This is a genomic window from Cryobacterium sp. SO1 (assembly GCF_004210215.2).
GTDB lineage: Bacteria > Actinomycetota > Actinomycetes > Actinomycetales > Microbacteriaceae > Cryobacterium.
The window spans coordinates 1,915,435-1,938,581 of record NZ_CP067394.1 but is presented as its reverse complement, the minus strand read 5'-3'; the positions used below and the strand labels follow the sequence as shown (position 1 = coordinate 1,938,581).

Below are 23,147 nucleotides of genomic sequence, written 5' to 3'. Positions count from 1 at the left end.
TTTCGCGCCGTCGGTTCTATAGTTTTTCCAAGCCACTATCAACGTACAAGGAGGTACACCATGGCCAAGTATGTACTCGCCATCGACCAGGGCACCACGAGTTCGCGCGCCATCATCTTCGACCACTCGGGATCCATCGTCTCGACCGGTCAGCTCGAGCACGAGCAGATCTTCCCCAGGGCGGGCTGGGTCGAGCACAACCCGATGGAGATTTGGGACAACACCCGTGAAGTCATCGGCCAGGCCCTGTCCAAGGCCAACCTCACCCGGCACGACATCGCCGCGGTCGGCATCACCAACCAGCGCGAGACCGCGGTGGTCTGGGACCGCACGACCGGCAAGCCCGTCTACAACGCCATCGTCTGGCAGGACACCCGCACGCAGCCGATCGTCGACCGGCTGGCCGCCGACGGCGGCGTGGAGCGATTCAAGCAGAAGGTGGGCCTGCCGCTGGCCACCTACTTCTCCGGCACCAAGATCGTCTGGATCCTGGAGAACGTCGAGGGCGCCCGCGAGAAGGCCGAGGCCGGCGACCTGATGTTCGGCACCACGGACTCGTGGGTGCTTTGGAACCTCACCGGCGGTTTGGAGGGCGGGGTGCACGCCACCGACGTCACCAACGCCAGCCGCACGCTCTTCATGGACCTGCAGACGCTGCAGTGGGATGACGAGATCCTGCGCATCTTCAACGTGCCGAAATCGATGCTGCCGGAGATCCGCTCCTCCAGCGAGGTCTACGGCATGGTCAACGAACACAGTCTGCTGCGCGAGGTGCCCATCGCCGGCATCCTCGGTGACCAGCAGGCGGCCACGTTCGGCCAGGCCGCGTTCGACCAGGGTGAGGCCAAGAACACCTACGGCACCGGTAACTTCCTGATCTTCAATACCGGCACCGAGATCATCCACTCCAAGAACGGCCTGCTCACCACGCTGGGCTACAAGCTCGGCGACGCCGAACCGCACTACGCGCTGGAGGGCTCGATCGCCGTCACCGGCGCCCTGGTGCAGTGGCTGCGCGACAATCTGGGCATGATCACCTCCTCCGAGGAAATCGAGACGCTCGCCGCGACCGTGGACGACAACGGCGGTGCCTACTTCGTGCCGGCGTTCAGCGGCCTGTTCGCGCCGTATTGGCGTTCGGATGCTCGCGGTGCGTTGGTGGGCCTGACCCGGTTCGTGAACAAGGGCCACATCGCCCGCGCGGCGCTGGAGGCCACGGCGTTCCAGACCCGCGAGGTCCTCGACGCGGTCAACGCCGACTCGGGCGTGCCGCTGACCGAGCTCAAGGTCGACGGCGGCATGATCAAGAACAACCTACTGATGCAGTTCCAGGCCGACATCATCGGCGTGCCGGTGATCCGCCCGGTTGTGGCGGAGACCACCGCGCTCGGCGCCGCCTACGCGGCCGGCCTGGCGGTAGGTTTCTGGAGCACGCTGGACGAGCTGCGTGCGAACTGGCAGGAGGACAGCCGCTGGACACCGAAGCTGAGCGCTGAGGAGAGCGACCGGCAGCTGCGGAACTGGAAGAAGGCGGTCACCAAGACCTTCGACTGGGTCGACGAGGACGTCCTGTAGGCAGCGGCCGCCGCAAGGCACCGGCCCGCTCTGCCCGCCGCGAACCGCGGCGCGGCAGAGCGGGCCGTCGTGTCAGGCCAGCCGGGTCAGGCCAGCCGGGTCAGGCCAGCCGGGTCAGGCCAGCCGGGTCAGGCCAGCCGGGTCAGGCCAGCCGGGTCAGGTCAAGCACGGCTGGCCTGCACCCAGTGGGCCAATTTCGCCGCACCGGCGCCGGAGTCGACGGCCGTTGCCGCCACCGTCAGCTTGGCCCGGAACCGGTCCAGGATGCTGACCTGCGACTGAGCGGGATCGTGGGCGAGGTCATAGGCCACCAGGCCGGCTGCCGCATTCAGGAGCACGATGTCGCGCACCGGCCCGAGCTCACCAGCGAGAACCGAGTGCACAACGGCCGCGTTGTGCGCCGGCGTGCCGCCGACCAACTCGCTCATGGTCGCGCGTGGGATGCCGAGGTCACGAGGGTCGATGTCGTGCTCGGTCACCAGGCCACGTGACACCTCCCACACATGGCTGTGCCCGGTTGTGGTCAGTTCGTCGAGGCCGTCGTCCCCACGAAAGACCAGAGCCGATGCGCCGCGGGTCTGGAACACCCCGACGAACAGGGGAACCCGGTCGAGGTTCGCCACGCCGACGGCGGACGCCTCCGGCCTGGCCGGGTTGACCAGGGGTCCGAGGAAGTTGAACACCGTGGGGATGCCCAGCTCTGCTCGCACCGTGGCGGCGTGCCGGAAACCGGGGTGGAAGGCTGCGGCGTAGGCGAAGGTGATGCCGGTGGCAGCGAGGATTCCGGCCACCGCCTCGGCGGACAGAGTCAGGTCGATGCCCAGCTCCGCCAAAACGTCCGATGAGCCCGATGCCGAGCTGGCCGCACGGTTGCCGTGTTTGATCACCGGCACCCCTGCTGCCGCGCACACAATCGACGCCATGGTCGAGACGTTCACAGTGCCGAACCGGTCTCCCCCGGTGCCCACGATGTCCAGGCCCATGGAATTGACGTCAAGCGGTACCGCGTGGTCCAGGATCGCGTCACGGAAACCGACGATCTCGTTCACAGTCTCACCCTTGGCCCGCAGCGCCACCAGGAATCCTGCGAGCTGGGCCGAGGTCGCCTCGCCGAGCATGATTTGTTGCATGCTCCAGGCCGCATCAGCCACGCTCAGGTCCTCTCCGCGCAGGAGGGCATCAAGAACGGCGGGCCAGGACTGGGATTCGAGCATGTCCCCAGCCTAAGCGGCGCCGCACCCGGCCCGGCAATTCCGGCACTTCGGCCCCTGGATGGCGTGCCAGTTTTGACATTAGGGTCTTATGGCACTTCACCTTGAGAAAAACCTGTGGAGGAATCGGTCATAATGGAATAGTGACGACGACCTCAATTACTCCCCGGGCTACCCTCCCCGTAGTGAACAGGCCCAACAGCGTGGCGGTTGGCACCATTGTGTGGCTGGGCAGTGAGGTCATGTTCTTCGCTGGCCTCTTCGCCATCTACTTCACTCTTCGCTCCACCGCCCCGGAACTGTGGCAGTTCGAGGCGGACAAGCACAACTTCACCTTCGCCCTCGTGAACACGCTGATTCTGGTCTCCTCCTCGATCACCTGCCAGTTCGGCGTTTTCGCCGCGGAGCGCCTCCAGGCGCGGTCCACCGGCTGGAAGCCCAGCCAGTGGGGCATGGTCGAATGGTTCTTCCTCACCTATGCGCTCGGAGCGATCTTCGTGTCCGGTCAGGTCCTGGAATACGCCACCCTCGTGTCGGAGGGCGTCACTCTTGCCTCCAACTCCTACGGGTCGGCGTTCTACCTCACCACCGGATTCCACGGCATCCACGTCACCGGTGGACTCATCGCCTTCCTCCTTGTGATCGGTCGCGGTTTCGCGGTCAAGAACTTCGGTCATAAGGAAGCCACCAGCGCCATCGTGGTTTCGTACTATTGGCACTTCGTCGACGTCGTCTGGATCGGGCTCTTCCTGGTCATCTACGTTCTAAAATAACAAGCAGGAGCGGACACCCTCAGCATGCCCAGCACTCAGAAACCTACCAACGGCCGCGCACGGCGCACCGGCCGGCGCAGCCCGCTGGCGAGCGTGGCCCTCATCGCGATCGGTCTGCTCTTCACGGGTGGCGCCTACGCAATGATCAGCACCAGCACCGCAACTGCTCAGAGCGACACCGCGTCCCAGCAGACCGTCAGCGAGGGTGAAAAACTCTTCGCCTCGAACTGCGCCACCTGCCACGGTCTCAGCGCTGATGGAACCGGCAGCGGTCCCAGCCTGATCGGCGTCGGCGCCGCCTCCGTCGACTTCCAGGTCGGCACCGGACGCATGCCGATGCAGGCCAACGGCCCCCAGGCCATCGTCAAGCCGGTGCAGTTCACCGAGGAGCAGACCGAGGCCCTCGTCGCCTACGTCGCTTCCCTTGCGCCCGGCCCCGCCGTTCCCGAAGCCGAATACCTCGACGCCGCCGGCGATGCCGCCGCCGGCGCTGAGCTGTTCCGCATCAACTGCGCCATGTGCCACAACGTCGCCGGAGCCGGTGGCGCGCTCACCGAGGGCAAGTACGCGCCCGCACTGGATGGCGTCACCCCGCAGCACATCTATGAGGCCATGGTCACCGGCCCGCAGAACATGCCGGTGTTCAACGACATGAACGTCTCCCCCGAAGACAAGCGCGACATCATCACGTACCTCAAGTACGTCGAGAACAACCCGTCTCCGGGCGGATTCGCCCTGGGATCTCTCGGACCGGTGTCCGAAGGCCTATTCCTCTGGATCTTCGGTCTGGGCGCCATTGTGGCCCTGACCGTGTGGATCACGGCGAAATCGAACTGATCGGCATCCGGTCATGACACAACCAGCACAGACAGCGCCCACGAAGGAGAACAATGGCCAGCGATGAGACCAGCGGGAAGGACCTGACCGCTGCCGACTCCTCGAGCGTCGAGCACGACACAGCCGCCGCCGGCACCGCCGTCGTCGCGCGTGACGCCGTGGCCAATCCCGGCTTCCCGCCGCACCGGCCCCGCATCACCGACCTCGACCCCCGCGCCGAGAAGCGCGCCGAGCGCACGGTGTACACCCTGTTCTACCTGTCGATCGTCGGCAGCATCTTCGCCATCGCGGCGTACATGATCTTCCCCATCGTCCCCGAGGACCCGGGCTCGGTGCGGCTGAACAACCTGTTCATCGGCATCGGCTTGGCCTTGGCGCTTCTGGCGTTGGGCATCGGTGCCGTGCACTGGGGCAAGGCGCTCATGCACGACGAAGAAGGCGTCGACGAACGGCACCCGGTTCGCGGCACCGAGGAAACGCGGGCCCGTGCAGTGGAGATCTTCCAGCAAGCGAACACCGAGTCCGGATTCGGCCGGCGCACCCTCATCCGCAACAGCCTCATCGGCGCGCTCGTGGTCTTCCCGCTGCCCGCCGTGGTGCTGTTCCGGGGACTTGCCCCGCAGGACCAGGACCCGGTCGCCATGCTCAAGCAGACCATGTGGGAAAAGGGCACCAGGCTGGCACTCGACCCGTCCGGCGCGCTGATCAAGGCCTCCGATGTCACCCTCGGCTCCTCGTTCGCCGTGATCCCCGACGGTCTGACGGACCTCGAACACGGCCGGCTCGAGGAGAAGGCCAAGTCGGTGGTGATCCTCGTGCGCATGAAGCCGCAGGATCTCATCCAGTCCCCAGAGCGTGCCAGCTGGTCCTACGACGGCATCGTCGCGTACTCCAAGATCTGCACGCACGTCGGGTGCCCGGTGGGCCTCTACGAACAGCAGACGCACCACCTCCTCTGCCCCTGCCACCAGTCGCAGTTCGACGTGGCAGACCACGCGAAGGTCATCTTCGGACCGGCCAAACGCGCACTCCCCCAGTTGCCCATTGCCGTGGACGCCGAGGGATACCTCATCGCACAGAGCGATTTCCTTGAACCAGTCGGACCGAGCTTTTGGGAGCGACAGTGAGTACGACAACCGATATGAAACCCGCCGAAACTAAGAAGTCCGGCGGCTTCACCGGCGCCGCGGCCAACTACATCGACGAGCGCACCAGCGTGTCCACCGCGGTCAAGGAGTTGGGTCGCAAGATCTTCCCCGACCACTGGTCGTTCCTGCTTGGTGAGGTGGCGCTGTACAGCTTCGTCATCATCCTGCTCTCCGGGTCCTTCCTGACGTTCTTCTTCCAGGCGTCGATGGCCGAAATCGAATACGACGGATCGTACGTACCTCTCAAGGGCGTGGAAATGTCCGTGGCCATGGCGTCGTCGCTGGACATCTCATTTGATGTCCGCGGCGGTCTGCTGATGCGTCAGGTGCACCACTGGGCGGCCCTGCTGTTCGTGGCGTCCATCGGTCTGCACATGCTGCGGATCTACTTCACCGGCGCATTCCGCAAGCCGCGCGAGCTCAACTGGGTGATCGGCTTCGTGCTCTTCATCCTGGCCATGGCCGAGGGCTTCACCGGCTACTCGCTCCCCGACGACCTGCTCTCCGGCAACGGCCTGCGGATCATCGACGGTATGGTCAAGGGCATGCCCGTCGTGGGCACCTGGATCTCGTTCCTGCTCTTCGGTGGCGAGTTCCCCGGTACGGCGATCGTCGGTCGGCTCTACTCACTGCACATCCTGATCCTGCCGGCCATCATCGTCGCTCTGATCGCGATGCACCTGCTCTTCGTCGTCGTGCACAAGCACACCCAGTACCCCGGAGCGGGCCGCACCAACAACAACGTCGTCGGCTACCCGGTGCTCCCGGTCTACGCCGCGAAGGCCGGTGGATTCTTCTTCATCGTCTTCGGTGTGGTGATGCTGATGGCATCGTTCTTCACGATCAACCCGATCTGGAACTACGGCCCGTACGACCCATCGCCGGTGTCGGCCGGTACCCAGCCGGACTGGTATATCGGCTTTGCCGACGGCGCCCTGCGCCTGATTCCGCCGGGACTCGAGTGGGTCATCTTCGGGCACACGTACTCGTTCAACATCCTGATCCCCCTGGTGGGCCTTGGGCTGTTCATCGCAGTCGTGCTGCTCTACCCGTTCCTCGAGGCGTGGGTGACCGGCGACAAGCGCGAGCACCACATCCTGGACCGTCCGCGCAACGCGCCGACCCGAACGGCCATTGGCGCCGCCGGTGTCACGTTCTACGCGGGCCTGTGGGCTGCCGCATCGTCCGACATCATCGCCACCCATTTCAAGGTGTCCATGGAGGGTGTCATCCACACTCTCCAGGCCGTCGTGATCCTGGGCCCGTTCATCGCCTACTTCATAGCTAAGCGGGTGTGCCTGGCGTTGCAGAAGAAGGATCGTGAGATCGTTCTGCACGGCTACGAATCCGGCCGCATCGTGCGCCTTCCCGGCGGCGAGTACATCGAGGTGCACCAGCCCGTCGACGAGTACGAGCGGTGGAAGCTGGTCAGCTACACCAACTACAAGCCGTTGGAACTCACCCCGAACGCCCAGGGCAAGGTCTCGCCGATCCAGCGCGTTCGGGCCGGCCTGTCCCGGTGGTTCTTCGAAGACCGGATCGCCCCGGTCGGTACGAAGGAACTCGAAGAGAGCCACGCCGATCACCACTAGCCACCCAAGCGAGCAGGTGCGGGCACCGCTGTCACTCCAGACTCTGTCGGAGTGGCTGCGGTGCCCGAACTGTTTCAGCGACCTAGCCCCTGCGGGACAACTGGTGCTCGCCTGTGCCAACCGGCATCGCTTCGACACCAACCGCCGTGGATTCGCCTCACTCGTCGTCGGCTCACGGAAACTTATCGGGGACTCCCCCGCGATGCTCGACGCCCGGGACACCTTTCTGGAACGCGGCTGGTACGCCGAGTTGCGCAGCGCTCTCGGCGCGCTCGTCGCCACCGAATCCCCGGGCCGGGTCATCGACATCGGCTGCGGCACCGGCTACTACCTTCGCGGTGTCTTGGCCAGCACGACAGCCGCCGCGGCGCATCCTACCGCTCGCAGCGGGCCCGAGCACCCGCAGTCGCCTGACCCCGGTGTCCGTGCACTGGCCATGGACCTGTCCGCGGCCGCTGTAGCGCGCACGGTCCGTTCCGGGCTCGCCGACGACAGTGCGATGACGCAGGGACTTGTCGCGGACGTCTGGTCGCCGTTGCCCATCAGGAACGGCGCGGCCGACGTGCTGATCAACGTGTTCGCACCCCGGAATCCGGCCGAGTTCCATCGCATCCTCGGCCCCGGTGCCCTGTTGGCCGTCGTGGTGCCGCACCCGAGCCATCTGCAGGAGCTCCAGGCCGCCGGCCTGGCCCTGGCCGTGCACGACAACAAGAGCGATGACCTGATCGGCAGTCTCGCGTCGGGTTTCGTTCTGGAGGGCACCGAGGACCTCAGCCGGGTCCTGACGCTCTCCCCCGATGACGTCGCCGCCCTGATCGGCATGGGCCCGTCCTCACACCACGCGCCGCATTCGGCGTCGTCTTCGAGCCCCTCCGGAGAACGCACGTCAACCGACGTCACCGTCGCGTTCCGCCTGCTCGCCTTCCGGCGAACCGGGGTCTGAACGCCGCGCACGACACAGCGCCAGTGACCCTGGGGTCACCGGCGCTGTGTCACCGGATGCGCCGCTAGCGGGCGAACAGGCCCCGGTAGTACTCGTACACCCAGCCGACGAGGCTGATCACGCCGAGGCCCACGGCGATGAATGAGATCCAAAAGCCGGCGGCGAGCCCCAGGAACAACAGGGCCGCGCTGGCCGCGAGCAGGATGGGCCACCAGCTCCACGGGCTGAAGAAGCCCAGTTCGGGGTCGCCGTCATCGATGTTCGCGTCGAGCATGTCCTCGGGCAGTTCGCCGCCCTGCGCCTTGTACACGCGGGACAGGTAGAAACCGATGAACGCCACCAGCAAGGCGCAGAGGGCGATCGCGAAGGTCCCGACCCACTCGATGCGTCCCTGGTTCGGGTCCACGAGGCCCCAGACGATATACGCCACCGTCACCACGGCAAGGAACACCGTCAGGATCCAGTAGAGGTTGATATTGGCTTTCATCTACTTGACCTTTTCCGATCCTGCGTCATACGTGGGGGCATCCGGCGCGTCCTTTGCCGGACCGATACCGACGGGCATGCCGGCCTCCGGGTGGTTCAGGTCGAACGCCGGACGCTCGGAACGGATCCTGGGGATCGACGTGAAGTTGTGCCGCGGCGGCGGGCAGGAGGTCGCCCACTCCAGGGAGGCGCCGTAGCCCCACGGGTCGTTGACCGTGACCTTCGGAGCCGTGCGCGCGGTGACGTACACGTTGAGGAAGAACGGGATCATCGACACGGCCAGGATCATCGAGCCGACAGTGGAGAGCTGGTTCATCCAGGTGAAGCCGTCATCGGGCAGGTAGGACGCGTAGCGGCGGGGCATGCCCACCACGCCGAGCCAGTGCTGCACCAGGAAGGTCGTGTGGAAGCCGACGAACAGCAGCCAGAAGTGCCACTTGCCCAGGCGTTCGTTGAGCATCTTGCCGGTCCACTTGGGCCACCAGAAGTAGAAACCGCTGAACATGGCGAAGACGACGGTTCCGAAAACGACGTAGTGGAAGTGTGCAACCACGAAGTAGGTGTCGGACACGTGGAAGTCCAGCGGCGGCGACGCCAGGATGACGCCGGTCAGGCCGCCGAAGGTGAACGTGATGAGGAAGCCGATCGCCCAGAGCATGGGGGTTTCGAAGGTCAGCGAACCGCGCCACATGGTGCCGATCCAGTTGAAGATCTTCACACCGGTCGGTACCGCGATGAGCATGGTCATCAGGGAGAAGAACGGGAGCAGGACCGAGCCGGTCACGTACATGTGGTGAGCCCACACCGTCACGGACAGTGCCGCGATCGAAATGGTGGCGTAGATCAGGGTCTTGTACCCGAAGATCGGCTTGCGGCTGAAGACCGGGAAGACCTCGGAGACGATGCCGAAGAACGGCAGCGCAATGATGTACACCTCGGGGTGGCCGAAGAACCAGAACAGGTGCTGCCAGAGGATGGCGCCACCGTTGGCCGGGTCGTAGATGTGCGAGAGGAAGATCCGGTCGCTGGCGGCGGCGAGCATCGCCGCGGCGAGGACCGGGAACGCCATCAGGATCAGCAGCGAGGTGACCAGGGTGTTCCAGGTGAAGATCGGCATACGGAACATGGTCATGCCCGGCGCGCGCATCGTGATGATCGTGGTGATGAAGTTCACGCCACCGAGGATGGTGCCGAAACCGGACAGACCCAGGCCCACCATCCAGAGATTGCCGCCGATTCCTGGCGAGAACGTTGTGGAGGCCAACGGTTGGTACGCGAACCATCCGAAGGACGCCGCACCCTGCGGGGTGAGGAAGCCGCCGACGGCGATCAGGCTGCCGAAGAAGAACAACCAGAACGAGAACGCGTTCAGTCGCGGGAAGGCCACATCGGGTGCACCGATCTGCAGCGGCATCAGTGCGTTCGCGAAGCCGAAGAACAGCGGCGTGGCGAACATGAGGAGCATGATCGTGCCGTGCATCGTGAAGAGCTGGTTGTACTGCTCCTTGGTCTGCACGATCTGCAGGCCGGGTTCGAAGAGCTGGGCGCGCATCACGAGCGCCATCACCCCGCCGAGGCAGAAATAGATGAACGAGGTGATCAGGTACATGTACCCGATGACCTTGTGGTCGGTGGAGGTGATCCACCGGACGACGATGTTGCCCTTACGGTCGACACCGGTCGGCCGTGCCGCCGGGGTGGCCGCCGGGGCGCCGGCGGGAGCTGTTGTCGTGCTCATGGTCTAGTTGCCTTCCTCAGCCGTCGGGGCGTCGGTGCCTGGGAGATTCGAGTTGCGGTCGTATTCGTTGGAGACCTGGCCGTCGTTGCCGGCTGCGCGGAGCGAGTCGACGTACGCCTCGTAGTCGGCCTCTGACACGACTTCCACGTTGAAGAGCATCAGGGAGTGATACTCGCCGCACAGCTCGGCGCACTTGCCGTCGTACGTTCCGATGCGTTCGGGGATGACCGACATGTAGTTGGTCTTGCCGGGAATCATGTCCTTCTTGTAGAGGAAGTCGATGACCCAGAAAGAGTGGATGACGTCGCGCGCCTCCAGGGCGATCTCGATCTTCTTGCCGACCGGAAGGACGAGGGTGGGGATCTCGGACTCGACGAGTGCGCCCCTCTCCCCCTCGAGGTCGGGCTGACCCTGGATGCCCTGGGTGAACACGTCGTCGGTGACGTAGTTGAAGTCCCAGGCCCACTGCTTGCCGATCACTTCGATCTGCAGGTCGGGTTCATCGAACCTGGCCTCGATCGCGTTCTGGTCCCGAGCGGTGAACGCGAAGAAGCCGAGCACCAGAATCAGCGGAACGATGGTGTAGAAGATCTCGATCGGCATGTTGTAGCGCAGCTGCACGGGCAGACCGGTCTGGCCCTTGCGGCGTCGGTAGACCACGACGGCCCAGATGGTGAGGCCCCAGGTGATCAGACCGACGATGAGCAGGACGATCCACGAGGTGGTCCAGAGACCGGAGACACGCTCGGTGTTGTTGGTCACCGGAGCCTCGCCCTCCTCGAAGCCGGGCAGGTACCCGTTGAGTTGAGCCTGGGTACATCCGGCGAGGACAATGGCTAGCGTTGCTGCGACCGGAATGGCGGCCCATCGGAGACGGCGGTTTCTGAGCACCGGTGACCTTTCGGGAGACGTGAGGGCACTACACAGGAAGTGCTTTTATCATCTCTAGCTTACTCCGCGCCGGTCCCCGCTGAGTGCACGAACGACGGGCCCGTGGCAATTTTGGACCACGGTCCCGGCGCGGCAACAGGGTCGAAGGGCCTGTTCCCGGCGGTTTCCCGGGCCTGTTCCCCGATGAAGGTCACCGCGGGGCTACGTACGAAGGAGACCGTCCGAGGACGGTCTCCTTCGTGGGCAACGGAACGTCTAGTGGAAAGAGTCTCCGCAGGCGCAGCTGCCGCCGGCGTTGGGATTGTCGATGGTGAAGCCCTGCTTCTGGATGGTGTCCTCGAAGTCGATGGAGGCTCCCTCCAGATAGGGCACGCTCATCTTGTCGACGACGACCTCAACACCGTTGTAGTCCATGACAGCGTCACCCTCGAGGGTGCGCTCGTCGAAGTACAGCTGGTAGATCAGGCCCGAGCAACCGCCGGGCTGTACGGCCACGCGCAGACGCAGGTCTTCGCGGCCTTCCTGGGTAAGCAGGCTGCGGACCTTCTGGGCTGCGACATCGGTGAGGCCGACGCCGTGGGCGTCGGTGCGGGTTTCGATCGTGTCGGTCATGGTACTCCTCGGTATTATCCGGTTTCGCTTCGGTGAGCATCCCACGCGCATGGGGTCCGGCCGGCGAATCTGTTCCTAGTGTATCCGCCCCGCCCGGGAACGGGCTGGACCGTTGGCACGGGTTGCCTGATCAGTGTCCGGTGCGCGCGTTCAGGCGGCCCAGCAGGAACGCCTCGCTGAGCACAGCCCGGGTGAAGACGCCCAGGTGTAGTGACTCGTTGGGGCTGTGCGCACGGGAATCCGGGTCTTCCACCCCGGTGACCAGAATCTGGGCGTCGGGGAATTCCCGGACCAGGTCCGCGATGAACGGGATCGAGCCGCCGACGCCGATGTCGACGGGGTTGACCCCCCACCCGGCCGTCATGGCCAGGCGGGTTTCGGCCACGGCCCATCCCCCGGTGTCCACCAAGAACGGTTCTCCGGTGTCGAGATCGTCGATCTGGATGTGGGCGCCGAACGGCGCGTTCTGACGCAGGTGAGCCTCGATCGCGGCCGCGGCCTCCTTGGCGGACTGACCCGGCGCGATGCGCACGCTGATCTGCACGCTGACGGAGGGGGTCAGGGTGTTGGACGCGTTGGCGACGCTTGGCGCGTCGATGCCGGTGACGGTCATCGCGGGTTGCGACCAGATCCGGCTGAGGATCGTGCCGTGGCCGATCGGCTGGACGCCCTCGAGCAGGCCGGTCTCCTGGCGCAATGCGGATTCCTCGTACGACGGGGTCGGTGCGTCGTGACTGGTGAGACCCGTTATCGCCACGGACCCGTCCGCGGCGTACAGGGTGCCCAGCAGTGTGATGGTCGCCATCATCGCGTCCGGAACGGCGCCGCCGAACATCCCCGAGTGCGACGCATGCGCCAGGGTGCTCACGGTGAGCCGGAAGGTGACGTTGCCGCGCAACCCGGTGGTGATCGCCGGGGTGTGGATGTCCCAGTTGTTGGAGTCGGCGACGACGATCGCGTCGGCCCGCAGCGCCTGCCGGTTCTCGCTGAGGAAGGTGGCGAACGAGCGACTGCCGAACTCCTCCTCACCCTCGATGAAGAGTGCCAGGCCCAGGTCGAGGTCGCCGCCGGTGGCCGCGTGGAGGGCGCGCAGCGCGGCGACATGCGCCATCACGCCGGCCTTGTCGTCGGCGGCGCCGCGCCCGTACAGTCGGTCGCCGCGCACGGTCGGTTCGAACGGGGGCGATTCCCAGTGTTCGTCCAGTCCAGGGGGTTGCACGTCATGGTGGGCGTAGAGCAGCACGGTGGGACGCCCGTTCTTGGCCGCGCGGGTGGCGAGCACGGCGGGCTGTCCGAGTTCGTCGGCACCGGGGATCCCGGCCTGGGTGACAGTGACGGCGTCGAAGATGCCGATCTCCCTCGCCAATTCGGCGACGGCCTCGGCGCTGTTGCGCACGTGCTCCCGGTCGAAGGCCGCCCAGGACACGGAGGGGATCCGCACCAGCGTGCAGAGGTCGGCGATGGTGCGCGGGAGCTCCCGTTCGACGGCGTTCCTCAGCGCGGATTCGAGTGTTTGCGCCGTGTCTTGCTGGGTGGTTCCTGCTTCTGTATCCGCGGTATCCGTCATGCGGGTAATCTTAAGGCAAACCTGACTGCAAGGAACTGATGTGGCTAAGCAACCTGTAAATCCCGGCGCAGAGCCGTCGATCGAGTCTGCCGACGAAACGAAGGCCCGCCTGGCCGGAACGCCCGGCGGCAAGGGCCAGCCCACGCCGAGCCGCCGGGTGCAGGAAGCCGCGAACAAGCGCCCCCTGGTTCCGGACGACCGCAAGCTCGCCGCCAAACAGGCCCGCGCCAAGTCGGCCGAGGGCCGCGAGCGGGCCCGTCTGGGCATGGCCGCCGGCGAGGACAAGTACCTGCCGTCGCGTGAGCGCGGACCGCAGAAGCGTTTCGCCCGCGACTACATCGACGCGCGATTCAACGTGGGCGAGTTCATGATCCCGGTCATGTTCCTGGTCATCCTGCTCACGTTCTTCCCGGACCCGTCGGTGCAGACCTACGGCATCCTCGCGCTCTGGGCGTTCTTCCTGGTGGCGATCGCGGACTGTATAGTGCTGGGATTCATCCTGACCAAGAAGATCGAAGCCAAGTTCGGTGCCGACCGGGCCGAGAAGGTTCGTTGGTACGCGGCCATGCGAGCCCTGCAGCTGCGGGTCATGCGCCTGCCGAAACCGCAGGTCAAGCGCGGCCAGTACCCGGCCTGAGCCACGACACACAGCAACCCCTCGCAGCTCTCGCTCCGAGGGGTTTTTCGTGCTCGGCGGTCAACGCCGGTAGGCGCCCAGACGAACGAGTGGAACGCGCAGTTCCTCGTCGGTGAGCGAACCGTGCTGGCCGATCATGCCGCGTGCGGACTGATTGGGTTCCCGGGAGTCGTAGTAGGCGATGAGCTTGCGGGCGGCGACGATGACGTCGCCGATGCGGGGCAGCGCCTCGGCCCGCACGGCGCCGAACAATCCCGCGCCGACGGCTTCGGCCCTGGTGAAGACCCAGGCTCGCTCACCCTCCACCGCACGCCAGTGATCGGCCAGCGCGTCCGCGTCGACCCCCGGTTCGGTGTAGAGCTGTAGGCAGCGCGGGTCGCCGCCGATGTGCCGCACACCGGCGACGAGGTGCGGCACGGTGTCGAAGAGCACCTGCCTGGCTTCGGGCACGTCGACGACACCGTGGTCCGCGGTGAGGATCATGCCCTCGTCCTGCCGTAGGCCGCCGGCGAACCGGGCCGCTTCCGCGTCCAATGCCTCCAGCTGGGCCAGCCAGCGCGGTGATTCCCAGCCGTGGGCGTGCGCGCTGATGTCGAGCTCCGGCACGTACAGATAGATCAGCGCCCGGGGCTCGGTGTCGAAGACCGCGCGGGCCGCGGCGAAACGCGCACCGATGGTCTCCGCCGGCAGGTAGTGTGCGCCGCGGAGCACCGCCTGGCTGAAACCCGATCCGGCGAACCGCTTGGGTCCGACGGCGAAGCTGGGGATCCCGGCCTCCGCGGCGCGCTCGAAGACCGTGGGCTGGTTCTGCCAGAGGTGCGGTTCCATCTGTTCGTCCCAGCCGGTGAGCTGGTTGACCACCCTGTCGTGCGCGCTGTCCAGGACCCTGTAGCCGACCAGGCCGTGGGTGCCGGGCGCGACCCCGGTGGCGAGGGAGGCGATACCCGCGGCGGTGGTGGCCGGGAATACCCCGTCGACCACATCGGCCTTGGCCAGGTTGCTGGTGAGGAACCTGGCGTGCCCGGCCCTGGCCCGCAGATTGCTGACGCCCAGACCATCCGCCAGCACCACGACGGCCTTGCCGGTGCTCGGCAGGCCGAGCGGGTTCGGCTCGGCCGACAGCGACGCCAAGGAACTTGTCAACACATCGGCAAGGCGGACGGCGCTGAAGGGCCGGACCGGTAGCATAGGGGGCATCTGGCCCAGTCTGACATAGACCCGGCCGCACGTTTCCTCAGCGCCGGTCCGTGCGCATCAGCCACGTGCCGCCGGTCCTGCCGGTGTGCACCACACAGCAGAATCTACGAATGAGCCGCTCAGACAAAACAGTGTCAGACACCACGGGGCCCGCTGCATCGACCGAGCGCATCGAAGACGTCGATGTGTCCACGGAGATGCAGGGGTCGTTCCTCGAGTACGCCTACTCGGTGATCTACTCGCGTGCCCTCCCCGACGCCAGGGACGGGCTCAAGCCTGTGCAGCGGCGCATCCTGTACCAGATGAGCGAGATGGGCCTGCGGCCCGATCGCGGTCACGTCAAGTCGGCGCGGGTCGTGGGTGAGGTGATGGGCAAACTGCACCCGCACGGCGACACGGCCATCTACGACGCCATGGTGCGCATGGCTCAGGCGTTCACCCTCCGGGTGCCGCTCATCGACGGGCACGGCAACTTCGGCTCACTCGACGACGGCCCGGCCGCCCCCCGGTACACGGAGGCGCGCCTGGCTGCGCCCGCGTTGGCGATGACCGAACACCTCGACGAGGACGTCGTGGACTTCGTGCCCAACTACGACAACCAGCTGACCCAGCCGGACGTGCTCCCGGCGGCCTACCCGAACCTGCTCGTCAACGGGGCCAGCGGCATCGCGGTGGGCATGGCCACGAACATGGCCCCGCACAACCTGATCGAGGTCATCGGGGCGGCCCGGCATCTGCTTGCGCACCCCCGGGCGACCCTGGACGAGCTGATGGAGTTCATTCCCGGCCCCGACCTGCCCACCGGCGGCACGATCGTCGGCTTGGCGGGCATAAAGGACGCCTACCTGACCGGGCGCGGCAGCTTCAAGACCCGGGCCAAGGTGACCGTCGAAGCGATCACGGCCCGCAAGGCCGGACTCGTCGTCAGCGAACTGCCGTACCTCGTGGGCCCCGAGCGGGTCATCGAGAAGATCAAGGACGGGGTCAACTCCAAGAAGCTCAGTGGCATCTCGGACGTCACCGACCTCACCGACCGGACCAAGGGGCTGCGCCTCGTGATCGGGATCAAGACCGGGTTCAGCCCGGAGGCCGTGCTCGAACAGCTCTATCGAGTCACACCGCTGGAAGACTCCTTCAACATCAACGCCGTCGCCCTCGTCAACGGCGGCCCGCAAACCCTGGGCCTGGTGGAGTTGCTTCAGGTCTACGTCGACCACCGCATCGAAGTCGTCACGCGTCGTTCGGCGTACCGACTGGCCCGCCGACTGGAACGGCTGCACCTGGTCGAGGGTCTGCTCATCGCGATCCTGGACATCGACGAGGTTATCCAGGTCATTCGCGCCAGCGACGACACCGACCAGGCCCGCACCCGCCTCATCGACGTGTTCGACCTCAGCCAGCTGCAGGCGGAATACATCCTCGAGCTGCGGCTGCGCCGCCTGACCAGGTTCTCCCGGATCGAATTGGAAACCGAACGGGACCAGCTGCTCGCCGAGATCACGGAGCTCAAGGCCCTGCTCGCCAGCAAGCAGGCCATCCGCACCCTGGTCTCCGACGAGCTGGCCACCATTTCCGACAGGTTCGGCACCCCGCGGCGCACCCTGCTCACCGAGGCCCGACCGAGCATCGCCGGCGCGTCCGCCCGGAAGGCGGCCGTGCTCGAGGTGACGGACTCCCCCACCCGGGTGTACCTGAGCACCACCGGCCGCATCGCCAGAGTCGACCTGCCGGCACCCGGCGACGACCAGACCGAACGAATCACGCCGGCACACCGCCGCAGCAAGCACGACGCCGTGCTGTCGGTGCTGGACACCACCAGCCGGTGCGAGATCGGGGCCGTGACCAATCGGGGCCGGCTCATCCGGTTCTCCCCCGTTGACCTTCCGGGATTGCCGCCAACCTCGATCCAGCTCGCCGCCGGCGTGCGCGTGCGCGACTATCTGTCGTTGGGCAGCGGCGGCGAGGTTGTGCGGGCCCTGGTGGCCCTGGACAGCGACCGGGCCATTGCGCTCGGTACCCGGCAGGGCGTGGTGAAACGGCTCACCCCGAATGACTGGGCGAACAAGCCCGATTTTGAGATCATCGCGCTCAAGCCCGGTGACGAGGTCGTCGGCGCGGTTCAGGGCTCCGAGGACGACGAGCTCGTGTTCGTGGCCTCCGACGCGCAGCTGTTGCGGTTCCCCGCCGCTGCAGTGCGCCCGCAGGGCCGAACGGCGGGCGGGATGGCCGGCATCAAGCTGGGTCCGGAAGCGCGGGTGGTCTTCTTCACCAGCCTGTCCGCCGATGCCGCCGAGAACGCCGTCGTCGCGACGATCGCCTCCGGCAGCCAGACCCTGCCCGGCACGGATCCGGGCAGCGCGAAGGTGTCTGCGTTCACCGAGTTCCCCGCCAAGGGACGAGCCACGTCAGGGGTGCGCTCGCACCGTTTCCTCAAGGGCGAGGATGTCCTGGGGGTGGCCTGGGTCGGCGCGGCACCGGCGCGCGCACTGGGCGCCGAGGGAACAGCCCGGACCCTGCCAGAAACCTGGGCACGACGCGACGCCTCCGGCACCATGCTGGATGCCGTGATCGGCTCGATCGGCTCGGGAATCGGTTGAGCACTCCCGGCTGCTCCTGCCGGATGGCCGGGTGTTCGCAGTAGGGTGGGGCATGCTTGAACTTCGCGGTTCCACCATCCTCGTTGTCGGGGCCACAGGCGGGCTCGGCCGGGAGATCGCCCGCCAGCTCTCCGACGCCGGGGCGACCCTGGTCCTCAGCGCCAGGGACCCCGCCGTCCTGGCCGCCCTCGGCCTGCCGGGCGCCATCGTCGCCGCCGATCTCACCGACCCGGCCGCCGTGCGACGGCTCGTGGACGTTGCGGCCACCGTGACCGGCCGACTCGACGGAATAGTGGTGGCCGCGGGGGTGGTGGCCTTCGGTCCGGCGGCGGGGCTCACCGCCGACACCATCGCCCGGCTCTTCGCGGTGAACACCACCGCGCCGATGCTGCTGCTCCAGGCCGCCCACGCGCCCCTCGCGGCATCGGCCGCCGCCGGCCGGTCGCCCTTCCTGCTGACCCTCAGCGGGGTGGTCAGCGAGAGCCCGACCGCGAATCTCGCGGCCTACTCGGCGTCGAAGGCCGCACTGGCCGCTTTCGGGTCCGCGGCGGGCCGGGAACTGCGACGGGTGGGCATCCGGGTGATCGACGCCAGACCCGGGCACACCGAGACGGCCCTGTCTAGGCATCCGATCAGCGGGACCGCGCCGCGCCTGCCGGTCGGCCTTGACCCCGTCGCTGTGTGCGCCCGAATCGTGCGCGGCATCGTAGACGGCGAACGGGACCTGCCCAGCACGGCCTTCGCGCCCGTGTGACCGGCGTGAGCGGCCCGTCGGTCAGACGTCGATACGCTCGCGGCTGAGTTTGTCCGAGCTGTCGATGATGAATTCCTTGCGGGGGGCGACGTCGTTGCCCATCAGTAGTTCGAAGACCTTTCCCGCCATTTCGGCGTCGGCCACCTGGACCCGGCGCAGGGTGCGATGCGCCCGTTCCATGGTCGTCGTCGCCAGCTGATCGGCATCCATCTCGCCCAGTCCCTTGTAGCGCTGGATAGGATCCTGATAGCGCTTCCCACTCTTCTTGAGTGCGGCGAGCACGCCCTGGAGTTCGATTTCAGAGTAGGTGTAGATCGTCTCGTTAGGCTTGTTGCCGGGGTTCATCACGATCACCCGGTGCAACGGGGGAACTGCGGCGAAGATCCGGCCGGCCTCGATCATGGGCCGCATGTAGCGGAAGAACAGGGTGAGCAGCAGCGTACGGATGTGCGCGCCGTCGACATCCGCGTCGCTCATGATGATGACCTTGCCGTAGCGTGCGGCGGAGAGGTCGAAACTGCGGCCGGAACCGGCGCCGATGACCTGGATGATCGACGCGCATTCCAGGTTGGAGAGCATGTCGGAGACCGAGGCCTTCTGCACATTGAGGATCTTTCCCCTGATCGGCAGCAGCGCCTGGTGCTCGCTGTCCCTGGCCAGTTTCGCGGTGCCGAGGGCCGAGTCGCCCTCCACGATGAACAGCTCGCTCAGGGCGACGTCGTTACTGCGGCAGTCGACCAGCTTCGCCGGCAACGACGAGCTCTCCAGGGCGTTCTTGCGCCGCTGCGTCTCCTTGTGGGCGCGGGCGGAGATGCGCGACTTCATTTCTGCCACGATCTTGTCCAGCACCACCGCCGACTGGGTTTTGTCGTCGCGCTTGGGCGAGGTGAACCGCTCGGTCATGGTCTTGTTGATCACGGCGGCCACGATGGCCCGGACCGCCGGCGTGCCGAGCACCTCCTTGGTCTGACCCTCGAACTGCGGTTCGGGCAACCGGACGGTGAGCACCGCGGTCAGGCCGGCGAGGATGTCGTCCTTCTCCAGCTTGTCGGAGCCGACCTTGAGCCGCCGGGCATTCTGCTCGACCTGCGCCCGCAGGAACTTGAGCATGCCCGCGTCGAAGCCCGCCTGGTGGGTACCGCCCTTGGGGGTGGCGATGATGTTGACGAAACTCTTGATCACGGTGTCGTAGCCGGTCCCCCATCGCAGGGCGATGTCGACCTGGCACTCCCGGACCAACTCGGTGGGGATCATCGCGCCGGTGTCGGTGAGTACCGGCACGGTTTCAGTGAAGCTTCCGGCGCCGGTCAGCCGCCAGGTGTCGGTGATAGGCGTGTCGACGGCGAGGTGATCCACGAATTCGGAGATGCCGCCGGCGAAGGTGAAGGACGCTTTCGCGGGCTCGGCGCTGCGCCGGTCGTCGATGTCGATGGTGAGGCCCGGAATCAGGAACGCCGTCTGGCGGGCCCGGCCCATCAGGTCCTCGGTTTGGAAGGTTGCGCCCTTGGTGAAGATCTGGCGGTCGGCCCAGTACCGGATGCGCGTCCCGGTCACGCCCTTGCGCACCTTGCCGACCACCCGCAGTTCGCTCGTGCTCTCGAAGGGCGTGAACGGGGCATCCGGGCTTTTCTCGCCGGTGTCGGCGAAGACCCCTGGCTCGCCTCGGTGGAACGACATCGCCCAGGTCTTGCCGTCCCGGTCGACCTCGACGTCGAGCCGTTCGGACAGCGCGTTCACCACCGAGGCGCCGACGCCGTGCAGGCCGCCGGAGGCGGCATAGGAGCCGCTGCCGAATTTGCCCCCAGCGTGCAACTTGGTGAAGACGACCTCCACACCGGACAGTCCGGTCTTCGGTTCGATGTCGACGGGGATGCCGCGGGCGGTGTCACTGACCTCGACGCTCTCGTCGGGGTGCAGCACGATACCGATCGACGACCCGTGGCCACTGAGCGCCTCGTCGACGGAGTTGTCGATGATTTCCCAGAGGCAGTGCATCAGCCCTCGGGAGTCCGTCGAGCCGATGTACATGCCGGGGCGTTTGCGCACCGCGTCGAGGCCTTCGAGGACCGAGAGGTGGCGGGCGGAATAGTCAGAACTCACAAGGGACAAGAATAGCGACCCGGCCGCGTCCCGCTCCGATCGACACTCGCGCGGGGTCCGATGCGCCGGGTTCACCGCACCGAGTGCTACGCGGTGAGCGAAATGTCACCCAACTGTGGCCCAATCGGGGCCGGAGCGTGTTTACATGGTGAGTAAGGATTCAATTGGTATCACCTGGTATCAGTCTGGAGGAGGAGAATATGTCCCAGATCGCCACCGAGAACGGTGCCGTCGACCAACAGGGCGCCCCCCACCAGCTCACCGCGGCCGACCGCTGCGACGCTTGTGGCGCTCAGGCCTACATTCGTGTAGTCGTGAATAACAGCGAGTTGCTCTTCTGCGCCCACCACGGACGCAAGCACCAAGAGAAGCTCGCGGCCATCGCCGAAAGCTGGCACGACGAGTCGAGCCGACTCTTCGACGACCAGAAGTCGTAGTCGCCGCTCGGCGCCGCAGTCCGCTGCGGCGCCGAGGGCGCACTACTCCGAGGTGAGGCCGAGCCGCACAGCAACTTGGTTGCGTGCGGCTTTTGCTATGCCGTCGACCGATTCGGTCTGCGCGGACGGAGCCAGGGTCAGGCCCCTCGCGTCGCAGGCAGACCGGAGCAGCCGGTCGGCGAGTTCCGGATTGCGGGCAAGGACCGGGCCGTGCAGATGAGTCCCGGTGAAGGTTCCGTCGACCACACCCTCGGTGCCGTCGCCGTTGCCGATGCCGGAGGAGACCGTGCCGAGCGCGGTCGGGCCGCCGCCGTAGCCGCGGAGATGGTTTTCGAAGCCGAGCAGGCGCAGCCCCCCGGCGTCGACGGCGAGATCGTCGGCGACACGAGCGGGCAGGGCACTCGCGCGGCCGGCCACCAGGCCAAGACCATCGACCGACGAGCCGTCGGCCAGGTCAAGGCCGGCACTGAGCAGTTCCCACCCGGTACCGACAGCCAGCACGGGCACTCCCCCGGCCAGCCAGGCACGCAGGGGCGCGGCCAGGGTGTCGAGGGCGTCGCGGGCTGCGGCGAGATCGGTGTCGGTTCCCGATCCGATCACGACAAGGTCGACGGTCTCGGGAAGGTCGGCGGCGGACTGAACGGGCACGATCCTGGCCGTCAGTCCGGCCCAGCGCGCGCGCTGGGCAAGCACCCGCGCGTTCGCGGCGTCGCCGTTGGTGTCCAGCAGCCGCGGCAGCAGGGTCACAATGGTCAGGTCTGCCGGGTGGTCTGCTGTCATGACGGGTCCGCTTCGTTGGTCTCCAGGCCGAGGTGAGCCCGGGTGCGCCGCATCGAGTCGGCCGAGAAGATGATGGTCTTGACACCGCGGGCGGGCTCCGGCAGGGCCAGGAAGTCGTCGAGCGCCCGGCCGAGGTCGGGTTCGATCCGGTCGACGAGCACGCCGTCATAGGCCAGCTGCAGGCCGATGTCGTGGGCTTTCGAACCCGAGGCGATCAGCACGTGGCCGAGGCCGGACGTGTCTGCCGGCCAGAGGTAGGACGGGTCGCGCACATCGGAACCGATGGCGACGAGAATCTGTTCAGTGTCAGGGTCAAGGCTGTCCACGTTCAGCTGCAGGCTGGCCGGGTTCTGCACCAGAACGAATTCCACGGTGGTGCCGCGCACCTTCACGATCTCGCCCCGGCCGAAGACCGGGGGGATGGTGGAAATCGCCGCGACAGCGACGGCGGCATCGAACCTGTCGAGCAGGGCCGCCCGTGCGGCGGCGAGGGCAGTGAGTGCGTCCACGGCGTAGTGGGTGCCTCTGGCCGGCAATCGCAGCTCGTGCAGCCGCCCGTCGACCAGGACGCTCGCGTCGAGCCCGCTGACGCCGGTCAGAATCATGCCGTCGGCGGCCTCGAGCCGGGTCGGCGAGGTGAGGGTATACCCCAATCCGTGCGGGTTCGCCGCAAGCACCTCGTCAGCCACGCCGTAGCGGGCAACGCTGACGCCGGCGGCGATGCCATCCCCCAGCCTGGCCAGGTAGAGGTCGTCGGCGTTCAGCACGACGGAGCCGGTGGCACGTGCGGCGATCTTCGCCAGCATCGCGGCGACCATGTCGGAGTCGTGGAACCTGTCGATCTGATCGACCATCACATTGGTCAGCACGACCACGCGCGGGTGCAGGGTGGCCGAGATCAGCGCGCCATGGCCCTCATCCATTTCCAGTACGGCGATATCGCCCGCGATGCGGCCGGTCAGGCTGACCCGCTCCAGCAGCGCCGAGGTGAGACCCTGGCTGATGTTCGCCGTCGACTGGTTGGTGAACACCGACAGACCGTGGGCGCGCAGGGCGGCAACGAGCATCTTGGTGGTCGTGGATTTGCCGGCCGACCCCGTCACGATGACGAGCCCACCGGGAAAGCCGTTCAGGGTGCGCGGGAGGAACCCGGGCGCGATGGTGTTGACCACCAGGCCGGGTACCGCAGACCCGCCACCGGGTTTGCGCCAGCGCGCGAGGGTGCGCGCGATCCTGCCGAGCAGGATCGCCGGCGCGTACCGCACAGGCAAC

At 66.7% G+C, this 23,147-nt stretch carries 20 protein-coding genes; 10 read left to right on the top strand and 10 right to left on the bottom strand.

The window, feature by feature from the left end; all coding sequences use genetic code 11:
• Positions 1 to 60: 60 nt before the first annotated feature.
• Positions 61 to 1,575 (top strand): glycerol kinase GlpK, encoded by a 1,515-nt coding sequence (glpK, locus tag BJQ95_RS09110; RefSeq protein ID WP_130177522.1) that lies wholly within the window; start codon positions 61 to 63, stop codon positions 1,573 to 1,575.
• Positions 1,576 to 1,736: 161 nt separating this feature from the next.
• On the opposite strand, the gene trpD is transcribed toward glpK, so the two are convergent.
• Entirely contained in the window at positions 1,737 to 2,789 is a 1,053-nt protein-coding gene (trpD, locus tag BJQ95_RS09105; RefSeq protein WP_130177523.1) for an anthranilate phosphoribosyltransferase, read from the bottom strand.
• Positions 2,790 to 2,989: 200 nt separating this feature from the next.
• Between trpD and BJQ95_RS09100 the strand changes: the two genes are divergently transcribed.
• The 5 genes from BJQ95_RS09100 to BJQ95_RS09080 all read left to right on the top strand — a co-directional run bounded on the left by BJQ95_RS09100 (position 2,990) and on the right by BJQ95_RS09080 (position 8,079).
• Positions 2,990 to 3,559: a heme-copper oxidase subunit III gene (locus BJQ95_RS09100; RefSeq protein WP_130177558.1), complete on the top strand. Its 570-nt coding sequence runs from the start codon at positions 2,990 to 2,992 to the stop codon at positions 3,557 to 3,559.
• A gap of 24 nt (positions 3,560 to 3,583) precedes the next feature.
• Entirely contained in the window at positions 3,584 to 4,396 is an 813-nt protein-coding gene (locus tag BJQ95_RS09095; RefSeq protein ID WP_130177524.1) for a cytochrome c, read from the top strand.
• A 53-nt stretch (positions 4,397 to 4,449) separates the two neighbouring features.
• A complete protein-coding gene (locus BJQ95_RS09090; protein WP_130177525.1) occupies positions 4,450 to 5,523 on the top strand; it encodes a ubiquinol-cytochrome c reductase iron-sulfur subunit in 1,074 nt (357 codons plus the stop codon).
• A 14-nt stretch (positions 5,524 to 5,537) separates the two neighbouring features.
• On the top strand, positions 5,538 to 7,136 hold the full coding sequence (locus tag BJQ95_RS09085) for a ubiquinol-cytochrome c reductase cytochrome b subunit (RefSeq protein WP_130177559.1): 1,599 nt from the start codon (positions 5,538 to 5,540) through the stop codon (positions 7,134 to 7,136).
• Between the two features lie 103 nt (positions 7,137 to 7,239).
• The gene (locus BJQ95_RS09080; RefSeq protein ID WP_130177526.1) at positions 7,240 to 8,079 is read left to right on the top strand and encodes a hypothetical protein; all 840 of its coding nucleotides are present in this window, start codon (positions 7,240 to 7,242) and stop codon (positions 8,077 to 8,079) included.
• A gap of 64 nt (positions 8,080 to 8,143) precedes the next feature.
• On the opposite strand, the gene BJQ95_RS09075 is transcribed toward BJQ95_RS09080, so the two are convergent.
• From BJQ95_RS09075 to BJQ95_RS09055, 5 genes are all read right to left on the bottom strand, one after another.
• Positions 8,144 to 8,566, bottom strand: a complete 423-nt coding sequence (locus tag BJQ95_RS09075; RefSeq protein ID WP_130177527.1) for a cytochrome c oxidase subunit 4 — start codon at positions 8,564 to 8,566, stop codon at positions 8,144 to 8,146.
• Positions 8,567 to 10,303, bottom strand: a complete 1,737-nt coding sequence (gene ctaD / locus BJQ95_RS09070; RefSeq protein ID WP_130177528.1) for a cytochrome c oxidase subunit I — start codon at positions 10,301 to 10,303, stop codon at positions 8,567 to 8,569.
• A 3-nt stretch (positions 10,304 to 10,306) separates the two neighbouring features.
• Complete coding sequence (gene coxB, locus BJQ95_RS09065) at positions 10,307 to 11,194, bottom strand: cytochrome c oxidase subunit II (RefSeq protein ID WP_130177529.1); 888 nt, start codon at positions 11,192 to 11,194, stop codon at positions 10,307 to 10,309.
• Positions 11,195 to 11,449: 255 nt separating this feature from the next.
• Positions 11,450 to 11,806 (bottom strand): iron-sulfur cluster insertion protein ErpA, encoded by a 357-nt coding sequence (gene erpA / locus BJQ95_RS09060; RefSeq protein ID WP_130177530.1) that lies wholly within the window; start codon positions 11,804 to 11,806, stop codon positions 11,450 to 11,452.
• 130 nt (positions 11,807 to 11,936) lie between these two features.
• Positions 11,937 to 13,373 carry a dipeptidase gene (locus tag BJQ95_RS09055; protein WP_130177531.1) on the bottom strand — a complete coding sequence of 479 codons (1,437 nt, stop codon included), beginning with the start codon at positions 13,371 to 13,373 and terminating at the stop codon, positions 11,937 to 11,939.
• 40 nt (positions 13,374 to 13,413) lie between these two features.
• Here BJQ95_RS09055 and BJQ95_RS09050 point away from each other — a divergent pair, with 40 nt between their 5' ends.
• Positions 13,414 to 14,010, top strand: a complete 597-nt coding sequence (locus BJQ95_RS09050; protein WP_256041599.1) for a DUF3043 domain-containing protein — start codon at positions 13,414 to 13,416, stop codon at positions 14,008 to 14,010.
• 60 nt (positions 14,011 to 14,070) lie between these two features.
• Here the strand turns inward: BJQ95_RS09050 and BJQ95_RS09045 are convergent, their stop codons facing one another.
• Complete coding sequence (locus BJQ95_RS09045; RefSeq protein ID WP_240694714.1) at positions 14,071 to 15,141, bottom strand: alkaline phosphatase family protein; 1,071 nt, start codon at positions 15,139 to 15,141, stop codon at positions 14,071 to 14,073.
• Positions 15,142 to 15,317: 176 nt separating this feature from the next.
• On the opposite strand from BJQ95_RS09045, the gene BJQ95_RS09040 reads away from it, so the two are divergent.
• Complete coding sequence (locus BJQ95_RS09040; protein WP_130177533.1) at positions 15,318 to 17,804, top strand: DNA topoisomerase (ATP-hydrolyzing) subunit A; 2,487 nt, start codon at positions 15,318 to 15,320, stop codon at positions 17,802 to 17,804.
• A 52-nt stretch (positions 17,805 to 17,856) separates the two neighbouring features.
• A complete protein-coding gene (locus BJQ95_RS09035; protein ID WP_130177534.1) occupies positions 17,857 to 18,558 on the top strand; it encodes an SDR family oxidoreductase in 702 nt (233 codons plus the stop codon).
• A 21-nt stretch (positions 18,559 to 18,579) separates the two neighbouring features.
• Here BJQ95_RS09035 and BJQ95_RS09030 read toward each other — a convergent pair whose 3' ends face one another.
• Positions 18,580 to 20,658 (bottom strand): type IIA DNA topoisomerase subunit B, encoded by a 2,079-nt coding sequence (locus BJQ95_RS09030; protein ID WP_205750099.1) that lies wholly within the window; start codon positions 20,656 to 20,658, stop codon positions 18,580 to 18,582.
• 200 nt (positions 20,659 to 20,858) lie between these two features.
• On the opposite strand from BJQ95_RS09030, the gene BJQ95_RS09025 reads away from it, so the two are divergent.
• Positions 20,859 to 21,095, top strand: a complete 237-nt coding sequence (locus BJQ95_RS09025; RefSeq protein WP_130177536.1) for a hypothetical protein — start codon at positions 20,859 to 20,861, stop codon at positions 21,093 to 21,095.
• A gap of 42 nt (positions 21,096 to 21,137) precedes the next feature.
• On the opposite strand, the gene BJQ95_RS09020 is transcribed toward BJQ95_RS09025, so the two are convergent.
• Together BJQ95_RS09020 and BJQ95_RS09015 are read right to left on the bottom strand one after the other, a co-directional pair.
• On the bottom strand, positions 21,138 to 21,875 hold the full coding sequence (locus BJQ95_RS09020) for a type 1 glutamine amidotransferase (protein ID WP_130177537.1): 738 nt from the start codon (positions 21,873 to 21,875) through the stop codon (positions 21,138 to 21,140).
• Positions 21,872 to 23,140, bottom strand: a complete 1,269-nt coding sequence (locus BJQ95_RS09015) for a MurT ligase domain-containing protein (protein ID WP_130177538.1) — start codon at positions 23,138 to 23,140, stop codon at positions 21,872 to 21,874. Before BJQ95_RS09015 ends, BJQ95_RS09020 begins: the two co-directional genes overlap by 4 nt.
• Positions 23,141 to 23,147: the final 7 nt, after the last annotated feature.